Here is a 22,277-nt window from a genome sequence, read left to right on the forward strand (position 1 = left end):
CGGCAGACCAWGGTACACCAATTCTTTCAGCCCAGCGCTTGAAGGTCTGCATATTAATCACACTCCATCGTTTTTCTTTTGCCATATTCAAAGCCACACCATCTTCCCTCTTAACGTAGGGTTTGGTAGAAACAATGTCATAGGCAGGTGAAAGGACAGCGTCCACTCGATTGGGGTAGATCACCGTCCAGTTTTTTWGATGGGCATCCCCATTCGCCACTAAAATGTTCGCCAACATCCGGCGCGCCATCTGCTGAATATCGATGATTCCTCCTGCACCGACTCTATAAAGAGCACGACCAATATCGTCGTAGCTATAGCCCTTATATTTATTCCGCGCATAAACCTGAAAAATCTGTGCAAAATCCTCAGTATGCACGCGCCCTTCGTCCGTACGGTCAAAGCGACGAATCGCGTAAGCATAAGGCTCATCAGGTAAAGGGATATCAGGTAAATTGACCAAATTTCGGAGCTCGACAAGCTTAATCTCAGGGATATTGACACCGATTACCTGCGCTAATTTCATCGCACTAAATTCATTCTCAGGCACTGCACGATGTGCCGTTGACGGAGTTTTGATAATCCAACTGTCTCCCCCGACAGCCGTACTCACGTTGAAACGGCCATCTTGTCGTAATGCAGAGAACTTCATCTGAACACCTGCCAGAGAAAATTTGTCGGTGCTATGCAAAACATCAATTTGAACGGCTTCCAGTTTGTCGCCACGAGATGTCAGCGCCCAGCCAGGTATTTCGCCCCCCTTAAGTGGCACGGCGGTTATCCCACCGGGCAGGTTATTACCGGCATAGGCCAGTAATGGGAACTCATCGTCATGATGGACTTTCAACGTCAACGCCATCCATTCTCGCAATGCGCCTTCTGACAACAAATTTGAAAGAACCGGGGGAAGCTTGTGAAAACTGATAAGCGGCTTATTGAGATATTCTGCCCGCACTTTTTGCGTCAATGTAAAAACGGGACGCTGACTGATGGGTAGTTCAAGATACTCCGGGGCAAAAGATAGGATATTTCGGCTGCCCGCATAATGTGCTAAAACCCCTACACACTGCTCATCAAGATACAGTGCTAAAGCCTCGACTGACTCCACCAGCTTCTCCATGTTTACTCCTTTAAATCACTTAAGATGTCATCCCAATCATTGTTAAGACTCTCTGGCTCCGGCTCAGATGGGCGGTTACCGTTACTAATTGTCGAATCAAGCAGCTCTTTAATCTCTTGTACACGCTGACGCGGCACCAACATGAGTTCCAGCTCCATGCCTTCCAGGATCCTCAGTAACGTTGAAAGACGGGGATCCGCACCCGCTTCAATTTTCTGATACTGCTGCTGAGTCATACCCGTTCTCATACGCATATCTTGTTGGCTCAGCCCTAACTGCCGGCGCCTTTGTTTTAATAAGGTCGGCAATTCATTGAGAGTTCTCATTAGCTATCTCCTGACAGACTACTTACAACAAAATAGCTGTTTTTCGGGTTATTTAACAACACATTAATTGTAATAATTAAAATTTACACTTAATTTGCTGTAAATAATTTTAATTACAACTCTTTAACTGTAAATATAATGAATTACACCTTTTTAATTGTAATTTTGGCGGAATACAACTAATTGGATGTAAATAGTATAAATTACAGTAAATGAGATGTTGTTACGGTATCACCCCRGCGGCAGCGCCATCATGATGGCATCTTCGCGGCCTTGTGCGGCGGGATAGTAATTACGGCGAATGGAAAGTTCATTAAAACCGAGGCTTTCATAGAGCGCGATCGCTTTGGCGTTGGAGGCACGAACTTCAAGCCATAATGTAAAAACATCTTTCTGTTCAAGTTGTTGTATCACTTCTTCCAGCAACGTACGGCCTAAGCCCTGACGCTGAAAAGCCGGATCGATAGCGATATTAAACAGTGTGGCTTCGTCGAGAACAATTTGAGTGATCGCAAAACCAGCCATCACTTCGCCCTGCATGATTTTGAGATTCAGATAGCGTTCGCCCTGATTGCTGGCAAGCGTATTTTCAGTCCACGGAAAGGCATGACTGGCTTGTTCGATGGCGAATGCGCGGGGAAGATCAGCGGGCGTCAGGATAGAAATGTTGTTCATTTTCACAGATCTGCTGCCAGAGCGCGCGTTTGGCGCCGGCGTCTTGATAGAGTTCGGCCAGGGCCGGAGTGGAGAGCTGCGGGCCAGTGAGAGTCAGCGGTTCGCTTACCCCCAGTCGCCAGATATTGCAGCGGGTATCTTCAGGTAACATAGTGACCTGTTCAGGCGTCAGGCGGTAAACTTCTGATTCTTTTAGCGTCAGGCTGCGCAAAACATCGCTGACCAGCGGATCATCTTCTGCTGGCGGAACGGCGGCGACGATCAGCAATTTAGTTCCCGCGGGCAGACTGACTGCCACTTCGCCTTGTAATACAGCAGGCCGGCGCAGCGTCCACTGGGTAATGCCCAGCTGTTGTAATAATGTATCTCGTCTGGATGCCATGCCTGATCCCTGCCGGTTGAAGTGCGAAAAGCCCGGCTATGCTAGCAAACACATCGAACATGCGCCAATAAAGCTCGATTACTCAATCAGAGACGAAGAGTATATAATCCCGCGTTCATTCCTGAGGAGCCTCACCCTGATGTCTGCATTAACTCCGGCCAGTGAAGTCATACTGCGCCATAGCGAAGAATTTGAAGGCCGCCGCGTCCTGTTCGCCGGTGACTTACAAGACAGCCTGCCAGCTGAAATTGACGCCGAAGAAGTTCGCGTCCACACCAATATGTATCACCACTGGCAGATGCTCAGCAAAGCGCTGGGAGATAACGTTCAGTTTGGCTTAGTTGCTGATGCTGAATTCATCGCGCCGTGTGATGTGCTCGTCTATTACTGGCCAAAGAGCAAACTGGAAGCGAAATTCCAGCTGTTCAACTTACTGTCACACTTACCGGTCGGCATTGATGTGTTTGTCATCGGTGAAAACCGCAGTGGCGTTCGCAGCGGGGAAACCACGCTGGAAGGCCTGTGCGAACTGAGTAAAGTCGACAGTGCACGTCGTTGCGGTTTGTACCATGGCCGTCTGGAAAAGCAGCCTGAGTTTGATGCTGACGGCTGGTGGGATCAGTACATGGTCGAAGAAGTGACCATAAAAACCCTGCCAGGCGTATTCAGCCGTGAAGGTCTGGACAGCGGAAGCCTGTTGCTGATCAACAGTTTCGAAGAGCCGGTTAAAGGTAAAGTGCTGGATGTTGCCTGTGGTGCCGGGGTACTGGCCTCGGTACTGGCCATGTACTCGCCGAAGATGAAAATCACGCTAAGTGATGTGAGTGCGGCCGCTATCGAAGCCAGCCGCGCCACACTGGCGGCAAACGATCTGCCGGGCGAAGTCATTGCCAGCAATGTCTATTCCGACATTGCCGGGCGTTTCGATATGATCATCTCCAACCCGCCATTCCATGAAGGTCTGCAAACCAGTCTGACAGCGGCGGAGCAGTTGATCCGTGGTGCGGTAAGCCATCTGAACATCGGCGGCGAACTGCGCATTGTGGCGAACGCCTTCCTGCCTTATGCCGCCCTGCTTGATGACGCCTTTGGCAGCCACGAAGTGCTGGCACAAAACGGCCGCTTCAAAGTGTACCGGGCCGTACGTGGACGTCCGCCGCGCGATCTGAAAAAGAAAAAACGTTAATCAGTCAGACGTTGAGGAAACGCATCAGTTCCGCGTTGTAGCGATCACCCGCTGCCACGCGGAAAGGAAACACTGCTTCGATCGCCGCGATTTCGGCTTCACTCAGGGAGACATCAAGCGCGGCGATGTTTTCCTCAAGATAATGACGATGTTTGGTGCCAGGGATCGGCACTATGTTATCGCTTTGCGATAATACCCACGCCAGCGCCAGCTGCGAGGGTTTCACCCCTTTCTCCTGCGCCAGTTCACTGATTTTCTCCGCCAGTTGCAGATTTTTCGCGAAGTTGTCCCCCTGAAAACGCGGGCTGTCGCGGCGGTAATCATCCAAATCCAGATCGTCCACTGAACGGATTTGTCCGGTCAGAAAACCCCGACCCAGCGGGCTGTAAGGCACAAAACCAATCCCCAGACGCTCACACGCCGGTAAAATATCGGCTTCCACATCACGTGACCAGAGCGAATATTCGGTTTGCAGCGCGGTGACCGGATGCACTTTATGCGCCCGTTCCAGAATGCTCACAGGCACTTCGCTCAGCCCGATATAACGGATCTTGCCTTCCCGCACCAGATCGGAGAGCGCGCCGATGGTTTCTTCGACCGGCACCGTCGGATCCGGACGGTGCTGATAATAGAGGTCGATAACGTCGGTCCCCAGACGCTTCAGGCTGCCTTCTACCGATTTGCGGACATAGTCCGGATGGCCGTTTGTACCCCGCACCTGCGGATGGGACGGATCACGCACAATACCGAATTTGGTGGCTAAAAAAACCTGATTGCGACGCCCTTTCAGGAAACGCCCCAGCAGTTCTTCATTGGTATGCGGGCCATACATGTCGGCGGTATCCAGCATCGTGACGCCCAGTTCCAGCGCACGCTCCAGCGTTGCCATCGATTCTTTATCATCCAGACCGGTGGTATAGAAGTCGCTCATGCCCATGCAACCTAGCCCCAGCGCTGACACCATCGGACCCTTTTTACCCAGCTGACGTTGTTTCATCGGATTTTCCTTATGACACAGAGAGGAGAAGTAACGGGATAAAGTTTGGTTGTTCTTTCAGGAAAGATAAATCAGCGAAAACGTGCAACACTGTTCATAAATCGCAAACAATCATTGAGAACAGTATGGATCAAATTCAGGCGATGAAAATCTTCATCCGCATTGCCGAACTGGAAAGTTTCAGCCGGGCTGCGGAAGACCTTAATGTGCCACGCGCCACGGTCAGTACGACCCTGAAACGTCTGGAACAGCGACTGGGTGTCCGCTTGTTTCTGCGCACGACACGGCAGGTCAAAATCACCGATGAAGGCAAAATCTATTATCAACGCTGCCTGCAATTGATCTCAGCGCTGGAAGAATCTGACGCCCTTTTTGCGCATCACAAAAACCAGCCAGCTGGCATTGTCCGCATCGACATGCCGCATTCTCTGGCGCGCGTGATGGTGATCCCCGCGCTGCCGACGTTTTACCAGCGCTATCCGCAGATAACCCTGAGTGTCAGTGCCAATGACAACGCCATCAATCTGCTCGATCAGGGGGTGGATTGCGTGGTGCGTGCATGGCCTTCGGAAGATGACAATCTGCAGTCGCGCCATCTGACAGACCTGAAACAAATCACCTGCGCATCGCCGGAATATTTAGCCAAATTTGGTACGCCGCAGACACCGGAAGATCTCACCGCACATCACGCCGTGGGCTATTTTTTTGCCCATCAGCGGGCAGATTCACATCTGGAATTCGTGACAGACGGAAAGATCGAAAAGCGACAACTTGCCAGCACGCTGACCGTCAGCGGCGCCGACGCCTACGTCGCCGCCGCAAAAGCGGGTTTTGGGCTGATTCAGGCCTCGGAACTGGCGATGACGCAGGAACTGGCACAGGGCGAACTGGTGGAAGTACTGCATCAGCATCTTCCGCCGCCAATGCCGCTGTACATTATGTATCCGCCCGGCCGCTTCCTGGCCCCGAGGATCCGCGTGCTGCTGGACTGGCTGATCGCGCTGTTTTCCAGCCCTGCTGACCCGGTGTGTAAGAACCTCATTATGGGAAAAATCGTTGATTAAACCATCGATTAACCTGACGACGTTCTGAGACATTGAACCATTCACCACGAATATGCTGTTTTTTACATCAAACGTCCGAAATGGGGGAAATAACTATTGACGCCTGTGGGAAAATCTCTAGAATTCGCCCCCGTGGTTGTGTTACTTGCTGATGACATTCCGATGAATGCGTCAACACAGTAATCAATTGGAACGCGATGGTGGCGGAATTGGTAGACGCGCTAGCTTCAGGTGTTAGTGTCCTTTGGATGTGAGGGTTCGAGTCCCTCCCTTCGCACCAATACAATCACAAGATTTATATTGCACGGCACGGTACGCGATGGTGGCGGAATTGGTAGACGCGCTAGCTTCAGGTGTTAGTGTCCTTTGGATGTGAGGGTTCGAGTCCCTCCCTTCGCACCACTCCGGTGATATAAATCGAATCCAGCAGTAAGCAGAAATCATCTGTGCGAAGGTGGCGGAATTGGTAGACGCGCTAGCTTCAGGTGTTAGTGTCCTTACGGACGTGAGGGTTCAAGTCCCTCTCTTCGCACCACGTGATTCTGTTCCTCAGTTTTTCCTTCCTGCAATACTTCTTTCAGTTTCAAAAAATAGAAAAGACCCGCAGCTTTACTGTGTTTCCTGTTTTTCATCTTAAAAAATCCTTTTATTACAACAAACTAAAATTCAACGTTACCGCAGCCAGACTTCCTGCCAGCGCCATAAATGATGGCAGCAACATATAGTGTCGCAACGTACGGTGGAACAGCATGCCCAGCGTGATCAGCATTGCAACGACTATCAGCACACGTAACTGATCGAGCGACATATGCGTCAGGGCAAGCAGCGGCATCAGTGCACAAGGCAACAATACGCCCCAACCGCTGGTAAGACGTTTGCCAAACATCCACACAACCGCCCAGATGCCACATGCAATGGCCATTGCTGGTATCATAACCTTGCTCCAAATAATGGTAATGAGAACTAATATCATATAGGATTTTTTCTCATTTACCACCTATTTACAGTCCCCCCCTTCGTTTGGGTGACACCTGACCGCAAAAGTGTTAGTTTTGTGGCAGTTAAACCACATTAGTACAGCCTCAATTAAGACAGTCACTATAAAAACAACATTTTATTGCGTTCTAATAATTACATATTAGAACTATTAGCCTTCCTGCATGGAATAATTACGCGGTATAGGGCGATAAGACACTTTATCTATTCAGAACAACACACGCTAAATAGAGTAAATTTGATGATATCTCATTCCTATGATGAGCTGCTTAAAAGCAAACATCGGCTGGCGATGTTGCTATTCTTTTTTTTAAATAGTGCAACTGCATTATTTTCTATGGCTTACCCGCCAGAGAATGCAGTTTCTACGCCATTTCCGTTGGTGCTGATTTTTGTGCTTTGTTTTTCAGGGCTGATATTTTCTTTTTTCAGTAAGAAAAATTACTCTGCCCATCTTAATATGTGTTCAGTCGCCGTCGGGCTGTTATGGGCCTGGCAAATAACCTTACGCTTTGAAGAAATCGGCCATCTGGATAAAAATTATCTTTTAGTCAGCTTGCTCAGTATATTCTTTATCAGTGCCATCGCTTTATCAGATAATTTTCTGGCTTTTTGCCTGCATGCAGTACCTTCTACTCTTTGCGTCATCTTCTTAGACGATTTCCAACATGTCGAGCGCATCTTATTTACCGTCTCATTGCCGCTGATTGGCCTTTGGCTGCATCATCTGATGCTCAAACGCAGCGATGAATTTACGCGCAGAATGGTGTCCAATCTCTACAGCGAACGGGAAAAATTCAGCGACCTGAGTATGCTCGATCCGCTGACCGGTCTTTACAACCGCCGGGGTTTGCAGAATAAGCTGGAAACACTGTTTAATCAGGATTCAGGGCACTACGTTATGCTGCTCGATATCGACCATTTCAAAGCCTATAACGACAACTATGGCCACACGATGGGCGATCAGGCATTGGTGCGTGTCTCTGCCGCTATCCGCGATGCAGTGCGCTCGCGGGATGTGGTTGTCCGTTATGGTGGAGAAGAGTTCCTGGTACTGATGTCCAACGTTAAACAGGAACACGCGGTTCGCATGGCAGAGCGTATCCAGAATAAAGTCCTCGGGCTGAATATCCCGCATTTGTTTAATGTTGAGGTCTCCACCCACGTCACGGTAAGTGCCGGGCTGGCTGCGCTGGAGGACGGTGACTTTATTAAGGCTTTAGGTAAAGCCGATGCCTCACTCTATAACGCAAAAAACAGCGGCCGTAATAAAATATTTTATGCCTGGGAAGAGACCCAGGAGATACAGCAAGCCGTGGAAGAAAAAATAGCCTGACGATGATTTATATATAGTATTAATAACAACACACTTATTGTTATTAATTTTTGCGAACAATGTTCAGCGTTTTACCGGTTCGTCATAAAGAAAGCCGTCATTCATTTTCACTGCATAATCATTCAACTTTCAGCCAGATTAATGGTTCTGGCTGAAAGTAAAGAAACTTGTTTACTATAATGAATGTTACTAATCCCTGTTACTTTTCAACTTTTTAAATCTACTTAAATATGCCTGCACGCGTCCGCTTCACCACGAAATAAGCACAGATAAAAATAATCCTAAAAGACGTCTTGAGTCCATTTCCCACCCGCTATCGACCTCTTCTGCAACCACAATCCCTTTGTCTCTAAAAAGTCTCTAAAAATGTCCTAGTTTGTTGATTTAATGTAATTATTAATTCTCTTACTGGATTTGTGAACTGACTCATGTTCATCTTCCGGCGAGTGCCAGCGCTGATTTCTCTGTGGCACTGACCGGAAGGCTCCACTACCGGACACTTCTTACACTACCGCCACCCGCTGCTCATGTTTCTGAAGGATCAGTTAACAGCAGCGCTTTTGTTTATCTCATCACTCTACATAATAAAAGGTCCAGTGTATGAACAGTTCGATAGTGTTAGGGATTATCTGGCATCTGATAGGAGCAGCCAGCGCAGCTTGCTTCTATGCGCCATTCAAACAAGTTAAACATTGGTCATGGGAAACCATGTGGTCGCTTGGCGGCTTCTTTTCCTGGATCATTTTGCCGTGGGCGGTCAGCTACGTGCTGTTGCCTGATTTCTGGGCCTATTACGGTTCATTCAGTTTTGCGACCCTGCTGCCCATTTTCCTGTTTGGYGCCATGTGGGGCATCGGTAACATCAACTACGGCCTGACCATGCGCTACCTCGGTATGTCGATGGGGATAGGCATCGCCATCGGCATTACCCTGATTATCGGGACGCTGATGACGCCTGTTTTGCAGGGCAAAATTGGCATGCTGTTTGGCACAACAGGTGGCCAGCTTACCCTGCTCGGCGTATTTGTTGCGGTCATCGGTGTGGCAATTGTCAGCTATGCGGGTTTCCTGAAAGAAAAAGCATTGGGCATTAAAGCTGAAGAGTTCAATCTGCGAAAAGGGCTGATTCTGGCTGTAATGTGCGGGATTTTCTCCGCAGGGATGTCTTTCGCCATGAGCGCTGCGGTGCCAATGCACGAAGCAGCACGCGAACTCGGGATTGATCCGTTGTACGTTGCCCTGCCAAGTTATGTGGTGATTATGGGCGGCGGTGCGGTCGTTAACCTCGGTTTCTGCTTTATCCGTCTGGCAACACGTAAAACCATCTCTTTGCGCGCCGATATGTCGGTGGCGAAATCCCTGCTGCTCACCAATGCGGTCTTTTCCATTATTGGCGGCGTGATGTGGTATCTGCAGTTCTTCTTCTACGCCTGGGGCCATGCCAGCATCCCTGCAGAATATGATTACATGAGCTGGATGCTGCATATGAGTTTCTACGTATTGTGCGGAGGCATCGTCGGTCTGGTGCTGAAAGAATGGCTCGGGGTAGGCAAAAAACCAGTACGCGTTCTTTGTATCGGTGCGCTGGTGATTATTCTGGCGGCGAATATTGTCGGTCTGGGTATGGCACTGTAAGCGTTACGTTTCTCAACGACAGCAGAACTTATTCTGCTGTCGTTGAGGATAAAAGGATTTTGCCGGTCTGCTGTGTAAAACGCTGCCGGTAGTCCCGCGGCGAAACACCACTTGCACGACTGAACACCACAGAAAAATAGTTACTGTCATCAAAGCCGCATTCAGCGGCCACGTCACTGATCGTCATGTTGCCGTAGCGCAGCAAACTCATCGCCCGGCAAAGCCTCAACTGACGTAAATAATGGGTCACGCTCATGCCGGTGTACTGCTTGAACAGCGAACGTAAAGCACGCGGATTGAGCTGATGTTGCAGACAAAACGTTTCAAGATGGAAGGGAGCGGAGATATTTGCCCGCAGAGCCATCAGCAATAGATCCAGCTGATGCGCATCCGGTAACGCGCCACTGTCCGGCCGCTGACGAAAACGCAGTAACAACAGTGCCAGTTGCATCAACAGGGCTTCACTCAGCTGGATCGAAAGCGGCTCCGATTTCATACACTCTTTAGCAAGCTCATCCACTTTATCGCGCAAAACCGCCATGCCAAGCGTACTTAAACGCCAGTAACGTTGTTCCTGGCTGACATTTTCACCCGGTAATAATTGCGACCAGTCGGCTGCCAGCCCGAAACGCTCACGGCAAAACAGCACATTATCCAGTGCCAGTTCATTGACTGACTCATAGCTATGCCGGTCCCGCGAATTAATATAAAACAAGTCACCACAGGTGATGGGATAAGGGATGTCGTTCCAGACATGCAGACCATTACCGCGCCAGACAATGACCAGTTCATCAAAATCATGGTCATGACTCGGAAAGTCGGCCTGCGGGTGACGTTCAGCCACCACGACCGAATTCATTTTGGTCAGGAAGAAGTCATTTTTATTCAATTTCAATGACATAGATGCAATCTCAAACCCGTTTGACGACAAAATAAACGAGGCAGTTCTCAGGTAAGAATACCGGAAACCGCGAGAGGTGCCGTTTAACGCAACTGATCACGCATGAGTTTTGGCGACACCGAAAACTCCCGACGAAACTGTGTCGAGAAGTGGTTACTGTCACTGAAGCCGCAGGCATAGGCGATGTCGGTAATACTTTGATCGCTATGATGTAAACGACGGCGCGCCTCCAGCAACCTCAGTCGGTTGAGATACCGCTGTGGCGTCATGCCGGTGTAATGCTTCATCTGACGATGTAATGTTCTCAGCGCCAGCGAAAAACGTTCTGCAGCCTCGGTCCAGTTGACGTCCTCACTGTAATGCGACTGGAGCCATTGCAAAAGTTGATTGACCCTGTTTTCCGAGGTATCTCGCAATTGTGACTGGAAACAGTCCTGATAAAGCAGGATCAGCAGTTGTAAAAACAGACTTTCACGGGTCGCGATGTGTTCCATTTCAACACTGTCAGGCAACGCTGCAAGCTGGGTGATGCAGTTCAGTACCTGCTGAAGCACGCACGGACTGAGCTGCCAGTGGACCTGTGACTGATAGTGATGTTCCTGAGGAAGGAAGTGGCCGACGTCCTGAATGAACCGGAACGCCTTCGGCGAGCGGAACAGCACATTGGTCAGCCGCAGGTTATCCACATTTTCAAACAGATGATGATCGCTGGCGCGCACAAAACAGACCGTACCGGCCGTCAGTGTATAAGGGTTGTCATTGAAGATATGCACACCCGATCCGCTTTCCACCAGCATAATTTCGTGGAAATCATGGTAGTGCTCCGGGAATACATCTTGCGGAAGCCGCCGCTCAACCGTCACAGTCAGCTCAGGTGCCGCAAAATAATCATCACCTCTCAGTAACGTCATGTATCACCTCCGGTTCAAAATCCTTGTGCTTCGGGAACCAACCCTACCCTGCGCCCTGCGTTTTTGCCTTCAAACCACGGCAGCAAAAGCGCCATAAACGGTCATATTTCAAAGATTCAGCCTGTCGTGATGCAGATCTGCGGTAAAGATCACAATCGCGTATTCCGGTTTACTCCGGCGCGGCAAAACCCTGTTTCAGCCAGCTTTGAACCGTTATGTGATCTGCCTCGCATCTACCTTTTTAATGCTGCCATCCCGCCAAAACCGGTGGCAATCACCGGAAGGTGTCCCTCAGGCGCCTCCCCTACACTGGCCACATATTCAATAAGGAATGGCCGCTATGAGAACACACCATCTTGCCGCTATTGACCTCGGCGCTTCCAGCGGCCGGGTGATGCTGGCGACGTTTACCCGTCAGGATCCCGATCCGGCAGCGACGCTGACACTGAAAGAAATCCACCGTTTTCCTAATAACCTGATCCGCGTTGATGGCCACGATACCTGGGACCTTGATGCGCTGGAGAAACACATACTTGAAGGGCTGAATCGCCTCGACGCGTCCGGCGTTCAGCTTGACGGTATCGGGATTGATACCTGGGGAGTGGATTATGTCCTGCTTGATGCACAGGGGCAGCGGGTCGGCTTGCCGGTTGCTTATCGTGACAACCGCACGGAAGGCGTGATGGCGCGGATGGAACAGCAGTTTGGCCGCGAGAATTTGTACCAGAAAACCGGCATTCAATTCATGCCGTTTAACACACTTTACCAGTTGCGCGCGCTGAGCGAACAACAGCCTGAAATCGTCAGTAAAGCAGCCCACATGCTGATGATCCCGGATTATTTCCTTTACCGCCTCACCGGAAAACTGAACTGGGAATACACCAACGCCAGCACCACACAGATGCTCAATCTCGCCACCGGTGACTGGGATGAAGATTTGCTGAAACTTGCAGGTGTGCCGCGCCGCTGGTTGCAAAAACCTACACAGCCGGGTAACTCCCCGGGACTGTGGAAAAGCCCTCGCGGACGCAGCGTACCGGTATTCAGCGTCGCAACGCACGATACCGCCAGCGCGGTGGTTGCCGCCCCGCTGACCAGTTCACACAGCGCCTATCTCAGTTCCGGCACCTGGTCGCTGATGGGCATTGAAAGCCCGCACGCTTTTAACCATGCCCAGGCACTCCACGACAATATCACCAACGAAGGCGGTATCGACGGCAGCTATCGGGTGTTGCGCAATATCATGGGCTTATGGCTGTTCCAGCGGGTTTGCCGCGAACTGAACATCCAGGATTTACCGTCATTAATCACGCTGGCTAAAAACGTCACGCCGTTCACTTATCTGATTAACCCGAACGAAGATCGTTTTATCAATCCCCCCTCTATGGTGGATGCCATTCGCGATGCCTGTCGTCAGGCGGGTGATCCGGTGCCAGAGTCGCCAGCTGAACTGGCGCGTTGTATTTTCGACAGCCTTGCCATGTTGTATCGCAAAATCGCCTTGCAACTTGCTGATTTACAAGGGACACCGCTGGAAGATATCCACATCGTTGGCGGCGGCAGTCAGAACCAGTTCCTGAATCAGCTTTGTGCTGATGTCTGTCAGGTCAGCGTCAGCGCAGGCCCGGTGGAAGCTTCAACGCTTGGCAATATCGGCTGCCAGCTGATGGCGTTAAACGCCGTCAAAGATACCGCTGAATTTCGTCGCATTGTTGCCACGAATTTTGAGCAACACCACTACATTCCACGTATTCACGCGGATTTCGCTATTCACTGGCGCCGTTTTCAGGCGCTCTGTCACGTCAATGAGGAACTCGCAGTATGACTTCATCTATCGATCAAGCATGGACACTTGCCAAAGAACGCTTTGCACAGTTGGGTATTGATGCCGAAGCTGCAATCAAACAACTTGATACCCTGCCCGTTTCTATCCATTGCTGGCAGGGGGATGATGTCGCTGGCTTCGAAAACCCTGAGGGCAACCTGACCGGCGGTATTCAGGCGACCGGTAATTATCCCGGCAAAGCGCGCAACGCTCAGCAGCTTCGTGCTGACTTAGAACTGGCGATCTCCATGATCCCTGGCCCTAACCGGCTGAATCTGCATGCGATTTATCTGGAGTCCGATAAGCCCGTTGCCCGTAATGAGATTGAACCTAAGCACTTCACCGGCTGGGTTGACTGGGCGAAGAAAAACAAGCTGGGTCTGGACTTCAACCCGTCTTGTTTCTCACACCCGCTGAGCGCCGACGGCTTCACGCTGTCACACGCAAACCCGGAAATTCGCCAGTTCTGGATTGAACATTGTCAGGCCAGCCGCCGTGTCTCTGCCTCATTTGGCCGCGCACTGGGCACGCCGTCAGTGATGAATATCTGGGTGCCGGATGGCATGAAAGACATCACCGTCGATCGTCTGGCACCGCGCCAGCGCCTGATGAGCGCACTTGATGAAGTGATTTCTGAGAAGTTTGATATCACCGAACACATCGATGCCGTTGAAAGCAAACTGTTCGGCATCGGTTCTGAAAGCTACACCGTCGGCTCAAACGAATTCTATCTCGGTTACGCTGCCAGCCGCGGCACTGCGCTGTGCCTCGATGCCGGCCACTTCCACCCGACTGAAGTGATCTCCGACAAAATTTCTGCTGCGATGCTGTATGTGCCGCGCCTGCTGCTGCACGTCAGCCGTCCGGTACGCTGGGACAGTGACCACGTAGTTCTGCTGGACGACGAAACGCAGGCCATCGCCAGCGAAATCGTGCGCCATGACCTGTTCAACCGCGTTCATATCGGTCTGGATTTCTTCGATGCCTCGATCAACCGCATCGCTGCCTGGGTTATCGGCACCCGCAACATGAAAAAAGCCCTGCTGAAAGCCCTGCTCGAACCGACCGATTTACTGAAAAAACTGGAAGCCGAAGGCGATTACACCGCACGCCTGGCTCTGCTGGAAGAGCAAAAATCCCTGCCATGGCAGGCCGTGTGGGACATGTATTGTCAGCGTCACGATGTACCGGTTGGCGGTCAGTGGCTGGATACCGTCCGTCATTACGAAACCAGCGTGCTGGCAAAACGTTAATTGCCGCCGAAAGCAACAGAAACGCATTCACCTTATTCGCAGGAAAGAACCGATGAAAACATTATTTAGCTCGTGGTTTGTGCAAGGCATGGTCAAAGCGACCACCGATATGTGGTTGAAAGGCTGGGATGAACGTAACGGCGGCAACGTCAGCATGCGCCTGTTACCGGAAGACGTCGCACCTTATAAAAATGATTTTTACGACCAGCCGCGCCAGGTTGAACTGACTCAGCATGCGCCTGATCTGGCCAACGAATACTTCATCGTGACCGGTTCCGGTAAGTTTTTCCGTAACGTGCAATTAGCCCCGTCAGAAGCGCTGACCGTTATTCAGCTTGATGACAAAGGCGCCAGCTACAAAATCCTGTGGGGTCTGACCGCCGGCGGTCTGCCAACCTCTGAACTGGCCTCACATCTGCAATCTCACGCTGTGCGTAAACGTGTCACCAACGGTCAGGATCGCGTGATCATGCATTGCCATGCGACCAACCTGATCGCACTGACGTACGTGCTTGAGCTCGACAGCGCCAAGATCACCCGCAAGTTGTGGGAATGCAGCACCGAATGTCTGGTGGTCTTCCCCGACGGCGTGGGGATTGTGCCGTGGATGGTGCCGGGTACCGATGGTATCGGCGCAGCCACTTCCGACCGGATGCAACATCACAGCCTGGTGTTGTGGGCATTCCACGGTATCTTCGGTTGCGGCCCGACGCTGGATGACGCTTTTGGCCTGATCGACACCGCTGAAAAATCGGCGGAGATCCTGGTGAAAGTGATTTCTATGGGTGGAATGAAACAAACCATCCAGACCGATGAACTGATTGCGCTTGGCAAACGTTTTGACGTCACGCCTTTTGAGGCCGCACTGAAAGCCTGATCAGGCACTTTATGCTCCAGACTTCATAAATCCTGCACGGGGAACAGTGGATGTTTCCCGTAGCAGGAAATGGCAAAGACCGCGGAGCAGCGCACAACAGGACACCTATTTTACTTACTCTATAGAGGGAATTTTTATGAGTTTCATGTTGGCACTTCCTAAAATCAGCCTCCACGGTCAGGGCGCAATCGAAGATATGGTTGCGATGCTGGCGACTAAGCAACACGGCAAAGCGCTTATCGTTACCGATGGCCAGTTAATCGAACTGGGTCTGCTCGACAGTTTATTCTCCGCACTTAAACAGGCCGGACTGCCTTACGCTATTTACGGCGGCGTGGTACCCAATCCAACCTCTGCTCACGTTGATGAAGGTTTCCGTTTGTATCAGGAAAACCAGTGCGATTACCTGATCGCTTTCGGCGGCGGCAGCCCGATTGATACCGCAAAAGGCATCAAAATTCTGACCGCCAATCCGGGGCCCGCCACAATGTATTCCGGTGTCGGCAAAGTTACCAAACCGGGTGTCTTCCTGGTGGCGATTAATACCACAGCGGGCACAGCCGCAGAACTCACCAGCAATGCGGTGATCATCGACAGCCAGCGTCAGGTGAAAGAAGTGATCATCGACGCCAATCTGATCCCGGATATTGCAGTGGACGACCCGGCGGTTATGCTCAAAATCCCGGCCAGTGTCACCGCTGCGACCGGCATGGATGCGCTGACCCACGCCATCGAAGCCTATGTTTCTGTCGGCGCACATCCTCTGACCGATCCGACCGCGCTCGCCGCGATTTCAACTATCACGCAATGGCTGCCAAAAGCAGTCGATCACGGCGATGATATTGAAGCCCGCGAGAAAATGGCGCAGGGACAATATCTGGCCGGTATGGCATTTAACAGCGCAGGCTTGGGGCTGGTTCACGCACTGGCGCATCAGCCGGGCGCGACACATAATCTGCCGCACGGCGTCTGTAATGCCATCTTGCTGCCGGTTGTCGAAGAGTTTAACCGCGCCAGTGCACCTCACCGCTTTGCCGATATTGCCCGCGCGATGGGCGTGCATACGCAAGGTATCAGCGAAACACAGGCCAGTATTGCGGCCATTGACGCTATCCGAAAATTGTCCAACCGCGTGGGTATTCCTTCCGGTTTCAAAGAGCTGGGGATTAAGGAAACCGATATCGAAGGCTGGCTGGACAAAGCCCTCGCTGACCCGTGCGCACCGTGCAATCCGCGCACCGCAACTCGTGAAGAAGTGCGCGAGTTGTATCTGAAAGCAATGTAGTTTCTTTGCTCCCTCCTAAGGGGAGAGCGAAAGCAAACACGAAAACAGCTCGGTCTGCTCCCTCCCCTGCGAAGGGGAGGGTTGGGGTGGGGTATTAAATAAAAGCTAATGTGTTGAAGTGTACTTTGACGAGGCGTTTATCTTTAAAACCCCCTCCCAGCCTCCCCCTTCGCAGGGGGAGGAGCTTTCCCTCTACCCCCCGATAATCTAACCGGAGAAAAACATGATCCGTAAATCCTTCGTGATGCAGGTTAATGCGAATGCACACGATGAATATCAGCGCCGTCATTCGCCAATCTGGCCAGAACTGGCGGAAACCCTGAAAGCTCACGGCGCGCATCACTACAGCATTTTTCTCGATGAAAAACGTAATCTGCTGTTTGGCTATGTGGAAATAGAATCAGAAGAAAGATGGAACGCGGTAGCAAAAACGGAAATCTGCCAGAAATGGTGGAAGCATATGGCAGACGTAATGCCTGCCAATGCCGATAACAGCCCGGTCAGTAACGATCTTAAACCGGTCTTTTACCTCGATTAACCCTCTGCCCGGAGGGTTTTCCTTTTCCGGCAGACGGATTCTGCGCTTTTGAGGCGGTAAAACGCGTGGTGGCCGGTTTCGCTTTGCCTGAAACTGACGCCGCAAACTTCGGATCAAAACCGTCCGGCGGCACCAGACAATCAGGCCGGATGCCAATCAGACGGCGCATGCCCATCGCGGTCAGCGCCTCGCGGATCACCGGCCAGTTCACCGGATCGTGATAGCGCAGCAAGGCTTTATGCAACCGCCGCTGACGATCGCCTTTCGGCACCACGACGTCTTCACTTTTATAATCCACTTTACCGAGCGGATTCTTGCCGCTGTAATACATGGTGGTGGCGCTGGCGAGCGGCGACGGATAAAAGTTCTGCACCTGATCCAGCCGGAAGCGATTTTTCTTCAGCCACAGCGCCAGGTTGATCATGTCTTCGGTACGTGTCCCCGGATGTGCGGAGATAAAGTACGGGATCAGATATTGCTCTTTTCCGGCCTGTTTGGAATAGCTGTCGAAAAGCTCCTTGAAGCGGTAATAGCTACCCATTCCAGGCTTCATCATTTTGGACAGCGGTCCGGCTTCCGTATGTTCCGGCGCGATCTTCAGATATCCCCCCACGTGATGTTCGGCCAGCTCTTTGATATAACGCGGATCTTCTACCGCCAGATCGTAACGTACGCCCGAGGCGATCAGTATTTTCTTGATGCCCTTCAGGCTGCGCGTACGGCGGTAAAGGTTGATCGTCGGTTCATGGTTAGTGTCCATGTGCGTACAGATTTCCGGATACACACAGGACGCACGGCGGCAACTTTGTTCCGCTTTCGGCGACTGACAGCGCAGCATATACATGTTGGCGGTCGGGCCACCCAGATCGGAAATCACACCGGTGAATCCCGGTACATTGTCGCGGATCTCTTCTATTTCGCGGACGATCGACGCTTCCGAGCGGCTCTGAATGATCCGCCCTTCATGCTCGGTGATCGAACAAAACGCACAACCGCCGTAACAGCCACGCATAATATTGATCGAGAAACGGATCATGTCATATGCCGGAATTGTCGCTTTGCCGTAAGACGGGTGCGGTACGCGCTGGAACGGCAGGCCAAACACTTCGTCCATTTCTTCGGTCGACAGCGGGATCGCCGGTGGGTTGATCCACACATAGCGGTCACCGTGTTTTTGCATCAGGGCACGCGCACAGCCAGGATTGGTTTCGTGATGCAAAATGCGCGAGGTATGCGCGTAAAGCACTTTATCGGCCTTCACTTTTTCAAATGATGGCAACAGAACGTAGGTTTTCTCCCACGGTTTCGGCTTTGGCGCGCGCACCGTTACCGGTTGCGGGGCATCCGGCGCAGGCAACTCTCCTTCCGAGCACGGCAAATCCTCACCGTACGGATTCATGATCGGCTCAATCCGCCCCGGCTTATCGAGCCGCGTGGAATCCACACCGCTCCAGCCGATAAGCGCCGTTTTGCGCATCACGGCAGTGTTACGCACATCGTGAATATCAGTGATAGATTCGCCCGCCGCCAGACGGTGYGCCACTTCCACCAGCGGCCTTTCGCCGTTGCCATAAATCAGCATGTCAGCTTTGGAATCCACCAGTACCGAGCGCCGCACGGTATCGGACCAGTAATCGTAATGTGCAATACGTCGCAGGCTGGCTTCGATACCGCCGAGCAAAACCGGTACATCGCTGTAGGCTTCTTTACAGCGCTGCGTGTAGACCAGCGTCGCGCGATCTGGACGTTTTCCACCCACGTTACCCGGCGTATAGGCATCGTCATGACGCAGCTTCCGGTCGGCGGTATAACGGTTGATCATCGAATCCATATTGCCGGCGGTCACGCCGTAAAACAGATTCGGCTTCCCGAGCCGCATGAAATCTTCTTTGCTGGTCCAGTCCGGCTGCGCGATGATCCCGACGCGGAATCCCTGCGCTTCCAGCATGCGGCCGATGATCGCCATGCCGAAACTCGGATGATCGACATAGGCATCGCCGGTCACCACGATCACATCACAACTGTCCCAGCCAAGCTGTTCCATTTCCTCCCGGGTCATCGGGAAAAACGGCGCAGTGCCGTAGCATTCGGCCCAGTAACGTGGGTAAGAAAACAGGGTGCGATCGGGTTGGATCAAACTGACTGGCATAGTAAGGTCTTCGTTCGGCGGCAAATAATTGGCCGCAAATTATACGGGGACGGAAACTGCGGCGGGTGAGCAAATCGCTTAAAATTGTTTTAGATCAAATTATGTTTTCTGACTGAGCGCCGTATTATATCCAGGCTGCTCCGGCGCGGAGGGTCTCAGCAGATCCAGTATTTCTTAAGAAGTCATTTCCTTTATACCGGCAATAAAGAGTGCTCAAATAGTCCATTGCTGAATCAGGTTTTAAAGGAAAAATAGCGTTATGGATAATAAACGTTTCCAGAAATTACTCTTACCCAAGCTTACCGAAGCCATGCTGTTTACGCGTTCACGACTGTCGCTGAAATCTGCCAATAAGTTTTATCCGGATAAAAGAATGATTGATGGTCTGATGATGTCGGATCCTAAAAAATACCGGCTGCATTCACTGGGCGGCGACAGGGATCGGGGTGCCATGGTGCGGGGTCTGCGAAAGCTCAATCTTTCCTCCCAGCAGCTTTACCGGAAAGTTGAAGAAGATTATCGCAACGGGAAAGAAAATGCGGGCAACTGCGGCGAAAATGCCCGCGTCGCATTTTGTTATATCAGTGAAAACATTCAAAAATGGGAAAGGCTCGCCGGTACGCCATTAAAAGTGATCAGCATCTTCATTACGCGTCCGGTCGACCATTGCCTGGTATTAGTCGGCACCCAGCCTGTACATAACAACGGCAAAATCCTTGAGAACGCACTGATTTGCGATCCGTGGGCAAAGATCGTCTGCCCTCTGGCGCATTATTCTCTTGAGTGGAAAATGAAAATGAATAAATGGTCTAACCGTGGCCTGAAGGGGAAATATCCCGGCGGTGTTTACGACCATTTTGCTAACAGGGATTCCCGTGAAGCGATCCGTATCGGCAAGTTCGTTATTTATGAACAAAATCAGTACAAAATTTCACAGCGGATCCATGATAAAAAGCTTTATTCGCTGATTGATCCCAATGCGATTACCTGACGTTTTCATTGCCATAAAAAAGGCCTGCCGGTTTCCCGCAGGCCTTTCTTTTTTGCTGACATCAATCTTATTTTTTCGCCAGCGCCTCAAACACTTTTTCAACGGCCACTGCGCCGGGATCTTTCACCCCTTTCAGGCTGTTGCTGCTGAGATAAGAAGAGCGCCCCGCATTGGCTTTCTTCATGCTGGCCGTGTCTTTGGCCCCTTTGGCTGCCGCTTTAGCCGCCCCTTTCAGCGCATCTTTTTTGCCAAGGGCTTCCAGCGCCGGTTGCAGTGCGTCGATCATCGTGCGATCCCCGAGATCTGCCCCGCCGTAATGCTTCATGCGTTCGAGACCGGACAGCAACGCTTTCGGCAACTTCTCACCCTCACCGACTTTCTTACCGGCGGCGGTAAAGAAGATCGACATCAGCACGCCGCTGGATCCGCCCATGACGGTCGCCAGACGATCGCCGACAACGCCCAGAAGATCGGCCACATTATTCAGCGGTAATCTTTTGCCTTTGTTTTCTTTCTGGATATCGCGCGCGCCGGTGGCAAACGTCGAACCGGTATCGCCGTCACCGACTTTGGCATCGAGTTTATTCAGCTCGTCCTCCAGATCAGAAAGTGTCTGAGTAATGGTTTCAACGATTTTGCCAACCTGCGCATTGGACGAGGCTTTTACCGTTTTCTTATTGCTGATTTTTTTGCCTTTTTTGGTCGCCAGTTTCTCAAGCTTCACCAGAGGCTGCCAGCCGGAGGCTTCCACTTCTGCCAGCAAGGCTTCCTCAATGCCGCCTTTAAGGGCAATCACCGAGAGCGAGAACCCTTTCATATCCAGCGCACTGACCAGCGATGCCGGGCCAATCAGATAACGGATCGAACTGCCGAGCGCAGAATGCACCAGTTCTTTGGTGATCTGATTCATTTCGAGCGGAGAGACGCCGCCGAGGTTATTGATCAGCACCGCCAGCTTGTCGCTTTTCTTCACATGTTCCGCAAGCTTGCCGACCAGCGTATCCACCACTTTTTTGCTGTTCTGGGTTTTCATGGTCGACACACCCGGTTCGCCGTGAATACCTAATCCCAGCTCAACGTGGCCCGATTCGATACGTTGCTCTTCTTCATCTTCACCGCCTCCCGGCAGGCTGCACCCCGCCGCCGCGACACCAATACTGGCGGTCGCATTAATCGCCTGCTGGGCGATTTTGGTGACATCTTTCAGGGATTTGCCCTGCTCAGCCGCGTAACCGGCAATTTTATGCACCAGCGCCGTACCGGCGATGCCGCGCGGCTGCTTATTTTCCGGCAGGGAAATGTCGTCGGAGACCATCACCAGCTCGACGTTATAGCCCATACCTTTTGCTTTCTCAGCGGCCAGACCAAAGTTCAGACGGTCGCCGGTGTAGTTTTTGACGATCAGCAGACAGCCCGCTTTGCCGGTAACCGCCACAATCGCGTTCAGCACGGCGTCCACGCTCGGAGAAGCAAACACTTCGCCACACACCGCCGCCGTGAGCATGCCTTTGCCGACAAACCCCACGTGCGCCGGTTCATGACCCGAGCCACCGCCTGAAATCAGCGCAACTTTTTTCTTATCCCAGTCACGCCGCACGACAACGCGGATTGCCGGATCGATGTCCAGTTTTGCCAGGTTTTTGTAGGGAGAGGTCAGGATCACCCCTTCAATAACATCGTTAATCAGAGTCTTGCGGTCATTCATAAAGAATTTAGACATACCGGACCTTTCCTTTTAACTGTTTTCCAGGTGAAAAAAAGAGCTTCTACGCAGTATAGATAACCCAAAACATAACACAGGGAAAAGTAACGAAGGGGGCGGGAAAGGCG

The 22,277-nt window shown here is 51.6% G+C and carries 20 protein-coding genes and 3 tRNA genes; 13 read left to right on the forward strand and 10 right to left on the reverse strand.

Going from position 1 to position 22,277, the window contains the following annotated elements; all coding sequences use genetic code 11:
• The 4 genes from AC1DUO_RS17025 to AC1DUO_RS17040 form a co-directional block, all read right to left on the reverse strand.
• Window positions 1-1,120 (reverse strand): type II toxin-antitoxin system HipA family toxin (locus AC1DUO_RS17025; protein WP_477988093.1); only part of this gene is annotated, 1,120 nt, incomplete at its 3' end.
• Window positions 1,121-1,122: 2 nt separating this feature from the next.
• A complete protein-coding gene (locus AC1DUO_RS17030) occupies window positions 1,123-1,446 on the reverse strand; it encodes a helix-turn-helix domain-containing protein (protein ID WP_013577110.1) in 324 nt (107 codons plus the stop codon).
• Between the two features lie 231 nt (window positions 1,447-1,677).
• A complete protein-coding gene (rimI, locus tag AC1DUO_RS17035; RefSeq protein ID WP_477988094.1) occupies window positions 1,678-2,121 on the reverse strand; it encodes a ribosomal protein S18-alanine N-acetyltransferase in 444 nt (147 codons plus the stop codon).
• A complete protein-coding gene (locus AC1DUO_RS17040) occupies window positions 2,090-2,503 on the reverse strand; it encodes a DNA polymerase III subunit psi (RefSeq protein ID WP_013577112.1) in 414 nt (137 codons plus the stop codon). The genes rimI and AC1DUO_RS17040 overlap by 32 nt, the downstream gene beginning before the upstream one ends.
• 139 nt (window positions 2,504-2,642) lie before the next feature.
• On the opposite strand from AC1DUO_RS17040, the gene rsmC reads away from it, so the two are divergent.
• Entirely contained in the window at window positions 2,643-3,689 is a 1,047-nt protein-coding gene (gene rsmC, locus AC1DUO_RS17045; protein WP_013577113.1) for a 16S rRNA (guanine(1207)-N(2))-methyltransferase RsmC, read from the forward strand.
• A gap of 4 nt (window positions 3,690-3,693) precedes the next feature.
• Here the strand turns inward: rsmC and AC1DUO_RS17050 are convergent, their stop codons facing one another.
• Complete coding sequence (locus AC1DUO_RS17050; RefSeq protein WP_013577114.1) at window positions 3,694-4,686, reverse strand: aldo/keto reductase; 993 nt, start codon at window positions 4,684-4,686, stop codon at window positions 3,694-3,696.
• A gap of 125 nt (window positions 4,687-4,811) precedes the next feature.
• Between AC1DUO_RS17050 and AC1DUO_RS17055 the strand changes: the two genes are divergently transcribed.
• From AC1DUO_RS17055 to AC1DUO_RS17070, 4 genes are all read left to right on the forward strand, one after another.
• Window positions 4,812-5,750 (forward strand): LysR family transcriptional regulator, encoded by a 939-nt coding sequence (locus AC1DUO_RS17055; RefSeq protein ID WP_013577115.1) that lies wholly within the window; start codon window positions 4,812-4,814, stop codon window positions 5,748-5,750.
• Window positions 5,751-5,944: 194 nt separating this feature from the next.
• Window positions 5,945-6,030: transfer RNA gene (locus AC1DUO_RS17060), tRNA-Leu, on the forward strand.
• A 36-nt stretch (window positions 6,031-6,066) separates the two neighbouring features.
• Window positions 6,067-6,152: transfer RNA gene (locus tag AC1DUO_RS17065), tRNA-Leu, on the forward strand.
• A gap of 46 nt (window positions 6,153-6,198) precedes the next feature.
• Window positions 6,199-6,285 (forward strand) — tRNA-Leu (locus AC1DUO_RS17070).
• A gap of 114 nt (window positions 6,286-6,399) precedes the next feature.
• On the opposite strand, the gene AC1DUO_RS17075 is transcribed toward AC1DUO_RS17070, so the two are convergent.
• Window positions 6,400-6,684 carry a DUF1435 domain-containing protein gene (locus tag AC1DUO_RS17075; RefSeq protein ID WP_013577116.1) on the reverse strand — a complete coding sequence of 95 codons (285 nt, stop codon included), beginning with the start codon at window positions 6,682-6,684 and terminating at the stop codon, window positions 6,400-6,402.
• A 303-nt stretch (window positions 6,685-6,987) separates the two neighbouring features.
• Here AC1DUO_RS17075 and AC1DUO_RS17080 point away from each other — a divergent pair, with 303 nt between their 5' ends.
• Both AC1DUO_RS17080 and rhaT read left to right on the forward strand, forming a co-directional pair.
• Entirely contained in the window at window positions 6,988-8,082 is a 1,095-nt protein-coding gene (locus tag AC1DUO_RS17080) for a GGDEF domain-containing protein (RefSeq protein WP_013577117.1), read from the forward strand.
• 600 nt (window positions 8,083-8,682) lie between these two features.
• Entirely contained in the window at window positions 8,683-9,717 is a 1,035-nt protein-coding gene (rhaT, locus tag AC1DUO_RS17085) for an L-rhamnose/proton symporter RhaT (protein WP_013577118.1), read from the forward strand.
• A gap of 28 nt (window positions 9,718-9,745) precedes the next feature.
• On the opposite strand, the gene rhaR is transcribed toward rhaT, so the two are convergent.
• On the reverse strand, window positions 9,746-10,618 hold the full coding sequence (gene rhaR, locus AC1DUO_RS17090; RefSeq protein WP_013577119.1) for an HTH-type transcriptional activator RhaR: 873 nt from the start codon (window positions 10,616-10,618) through the stop codon (window positions 9,746-9,748).
• A gap of 83 nt (window positions 10,619-10,701) precedes the next feature.
• Complete coding sequence (rhaS, locus tag AC1DUO_RS17095; protein WP_013577120.1) at window positions 10,702-11,529, reverse strand: HTH-type transcriptional activator RhaS; 828 nt, start codon at window positions 11,527-11,529, stop codon at window positions 10,702-10,704.
• A gap of 340 nt (window positions 11,530-11,869) precedes the next feature.
• Here rhaS and rhaB point away from each other — a divergent pair, with 340 nt between their 5' ends.
• From rhaB to rhaM, 5 genes are all read left to right on the forward strand, one after another.
• Window positions 11,870-13,354 carry a rhamnulokinase gene (rhaB, locus tag AC1DUO_RS17100; protein ID WP_013577121.1) on the forward strand — a complete coding sequence of 495 codons (1,485 nt, stop codon included), beginning with the start codon at window positions 11,870-11,872 and terminating at the stop codon, window positions 13,352-13,354.
• Window positions 13,351-14,607, forward strand: a complete 1,257-nt coding sequence (locus tag AC1DUO_RS17105; RefSeq protein ID WP_013577122.1) for an L-rhamnose isomerase — start codon at window positions 13,351-13,353, stop codon at window positions 14,605-14,607. The genes rhaB and AC1DUO_RS17105 overlap by 4 nt, the downstream gene beginning before the upstream one ends.
• 52 nt (window positions 14,608-14,659) lie before the next feature.
• The gene (gene rhaD / locus AC1DUO_RS17110) at window positions 14,660-15,484 is read left to right on the forward strand and encodes a rhamnulose-1-phosphate aldolase (RefSeq protein WP_013577123.1); all 825 of its coding nucleotides are present in this window, start codon (window positions 14,660-14,662) and stop codon (window positions 15,482-15,484) included.
• 136 nt (window positions 15,485-15,620) lie between these two features.
• Window positions 15,621-16,769 (forward strand): lactaldehyde reductase, encoded by a 1,149-nt coding sequence (gene fucO / locus AC1DUO_RS17115; RefSeq protein WP_013577124.1) that lies wholly within the window; start codon window positions 15,621-15,623, stop codon window positions 16,767-16,769.
• 223 nt (window positions 16,770-16,992) lie between these two features.
• Window positions 16,993-17,307, forward strand: a complete 315-nt coding sequence (gene rhaM, locus AC1DUO_RS17120; protein WP_013577125.1) for an L-rhamnose mutarotase — start codon at window positions 16,993-16,995, stop codon at window positions 17,305-17,307.
• On the opposite strand, the gene AC1DUO_RS17125 is transcribed toward rhaM, so the two are convergent.
• Window positions 17,282-19,456: a YgiQ family radical SAM protein gene (locus tag AC1DUO_RS17125; protein WP_013577126.1), complete on the reverse strand. Its 2,175-nt coding sequence runs from the start codon at window positions 19,454-19,456 to the stop codon at window positions 17,282-17,284. The genes rhaM and AC1DUO_RS17125 overlap by 26 nt on opposite strands.
• Before the next feature lie 259 nt (window positions 19,457-19,715).
• Between AC1DUO_RS17125 and AC1DUO_RS17130 the strand changes: the two genes are divergently transcribed.
• Window positions 19,716-20,447, forward strand: a complete 732-nt coding sequence (locus AC1DUO_RS17130; protein ID WP_013577127.1) for a hypothetical protein — start codon at window positions 19,716-19,718, stop codon at window positions 20,445-20,447.
• 67 nt (window positions 20,448-20,514) lie between these two features.
• On the opposite strand, the gene AC1DUO_RS17135 is transcribed toward AC1DUO_RS17130, so the two are convergent.
• Window positions 20,515-22,167, reverse strand: a complete 1,653-nt coding sequence (locus AC1DUO_RS17135; RefSeq protein WP_013577128.1) for a dihydroxyacetone kinase subunit DhaK — start codon at window positions 22,165-22,167, stop codon at window positions 20,515-20,517.
• Between the last annotated feature and the right edge of the window lie 110 nt (window positions 22,168-22,277).

The organism is Rahnella sp. P4_A8 (genome assembly GCF_056402435.1).

Coding starts and splice junctions, on each gene's coding strand:
- AC1DUO_RS17030 (WP_013577110.1), bottom strand. CDS start 1,446: ATGAGAACTCTCAATGAATTGCCGACCTTATTAAAACAAAGGCGCCGG.
- AC1DUO_RS17040 (WP_013577112.1), bottom strand. CDS start 2,503: ATGGCATCCAGACGAGATACATTATTACAACAGCTGGGCATTACCCAG.
- rsmC (WP_013577113.1), top strand. CDS start 2,643: ATGTCTGCATTAACTCCGGCCAGTGAAGTCATACTGCGCCATAGCGAA.
- AC1DUO_RS17050 (WP_013577114.1), bottom strand. CDS start 4,686: ATGAAACAACGTCAGCTGGGTAAAAAGGGTCCGATGGTGTCAGCGCTG.
- AC1DUO_RS17055 (WP_013577115.1), top strand. CDS start 4,812: ATGGATCAAATTCAGGCGATGAAAATCTTCATCCGCATTGCCGAACTG.
- AC1DUO_RS17075 (WP_013577116.1), bottom strand. CDS start 6,684: ATGATACCAGCAATGGCCATTGCATGTGGCATCTGGGCGGTTGTGTGG.
- AC1DUO_RS17080 (WP_013577117.1), top strand. CDS start 6,988: ATGATATCTCATTCCTATGATGAGCTGCTTAAAAGCAAACATCGGCTG.
- rhaR (WP_013577119.1), bottom strand. CDS start 10,618: ATGTCATTGAAATTGAATAAAAATGACTTCTTCCTGACCAAAATGAAT.
- rhaS (WP_013577120.1), bottom strand. CDS start 11,529: ATGACGTTACTGAGAGGTGATGATTATTTTGCGGCACCTGAGCTGACT.
- rhaB (WP_013577121.1), top strand. CDS start 11,870: ATGAGAACACACCATCTTGCCGCTATTGACCTCGGCGCTTCCAGCGGC.
- AC1DUO_RS17105 (WP_013577122.1), top strand. CDS start 13,351: ATGACTTCATCTATCGATCAAGCATGGACACTTGCCAAAGAACGCTTT.
- rhaD (WP_013577123.1), top strand. CDS start 14,660: ATGAAAACATTATTTAGCTCGTGGTTTGTGCAAGGCATGGTCAAAGCG.
- fucO (WP_013577124.1), top strand. CDS start 15,621: ATGAGTTTCATGTTGGCACTTCCTAAAATCAGCCTCCACGGTCAGGGC.
- rhaM (WP_013577125.1), top strand. CDS start 16,993: ATGATCCGTAAATCCTTCGTGATGCAGGTTAATGCGAATGCACACGAT.
- AC1DUO_RS17130 (WP_013577127.1), top strand. CDS start 19,716: ATGGATAATAAACGTTTCCAGAAATTACTCTTACCCAAGCTTACCGAA.
- AC1DUO_RS17135 (WP_013577128.1), bottom strand. CDS start 22,167: ATGTCTAAATTCTTTATGAATGACCGCAAGACTCTGATTAACGATGTT.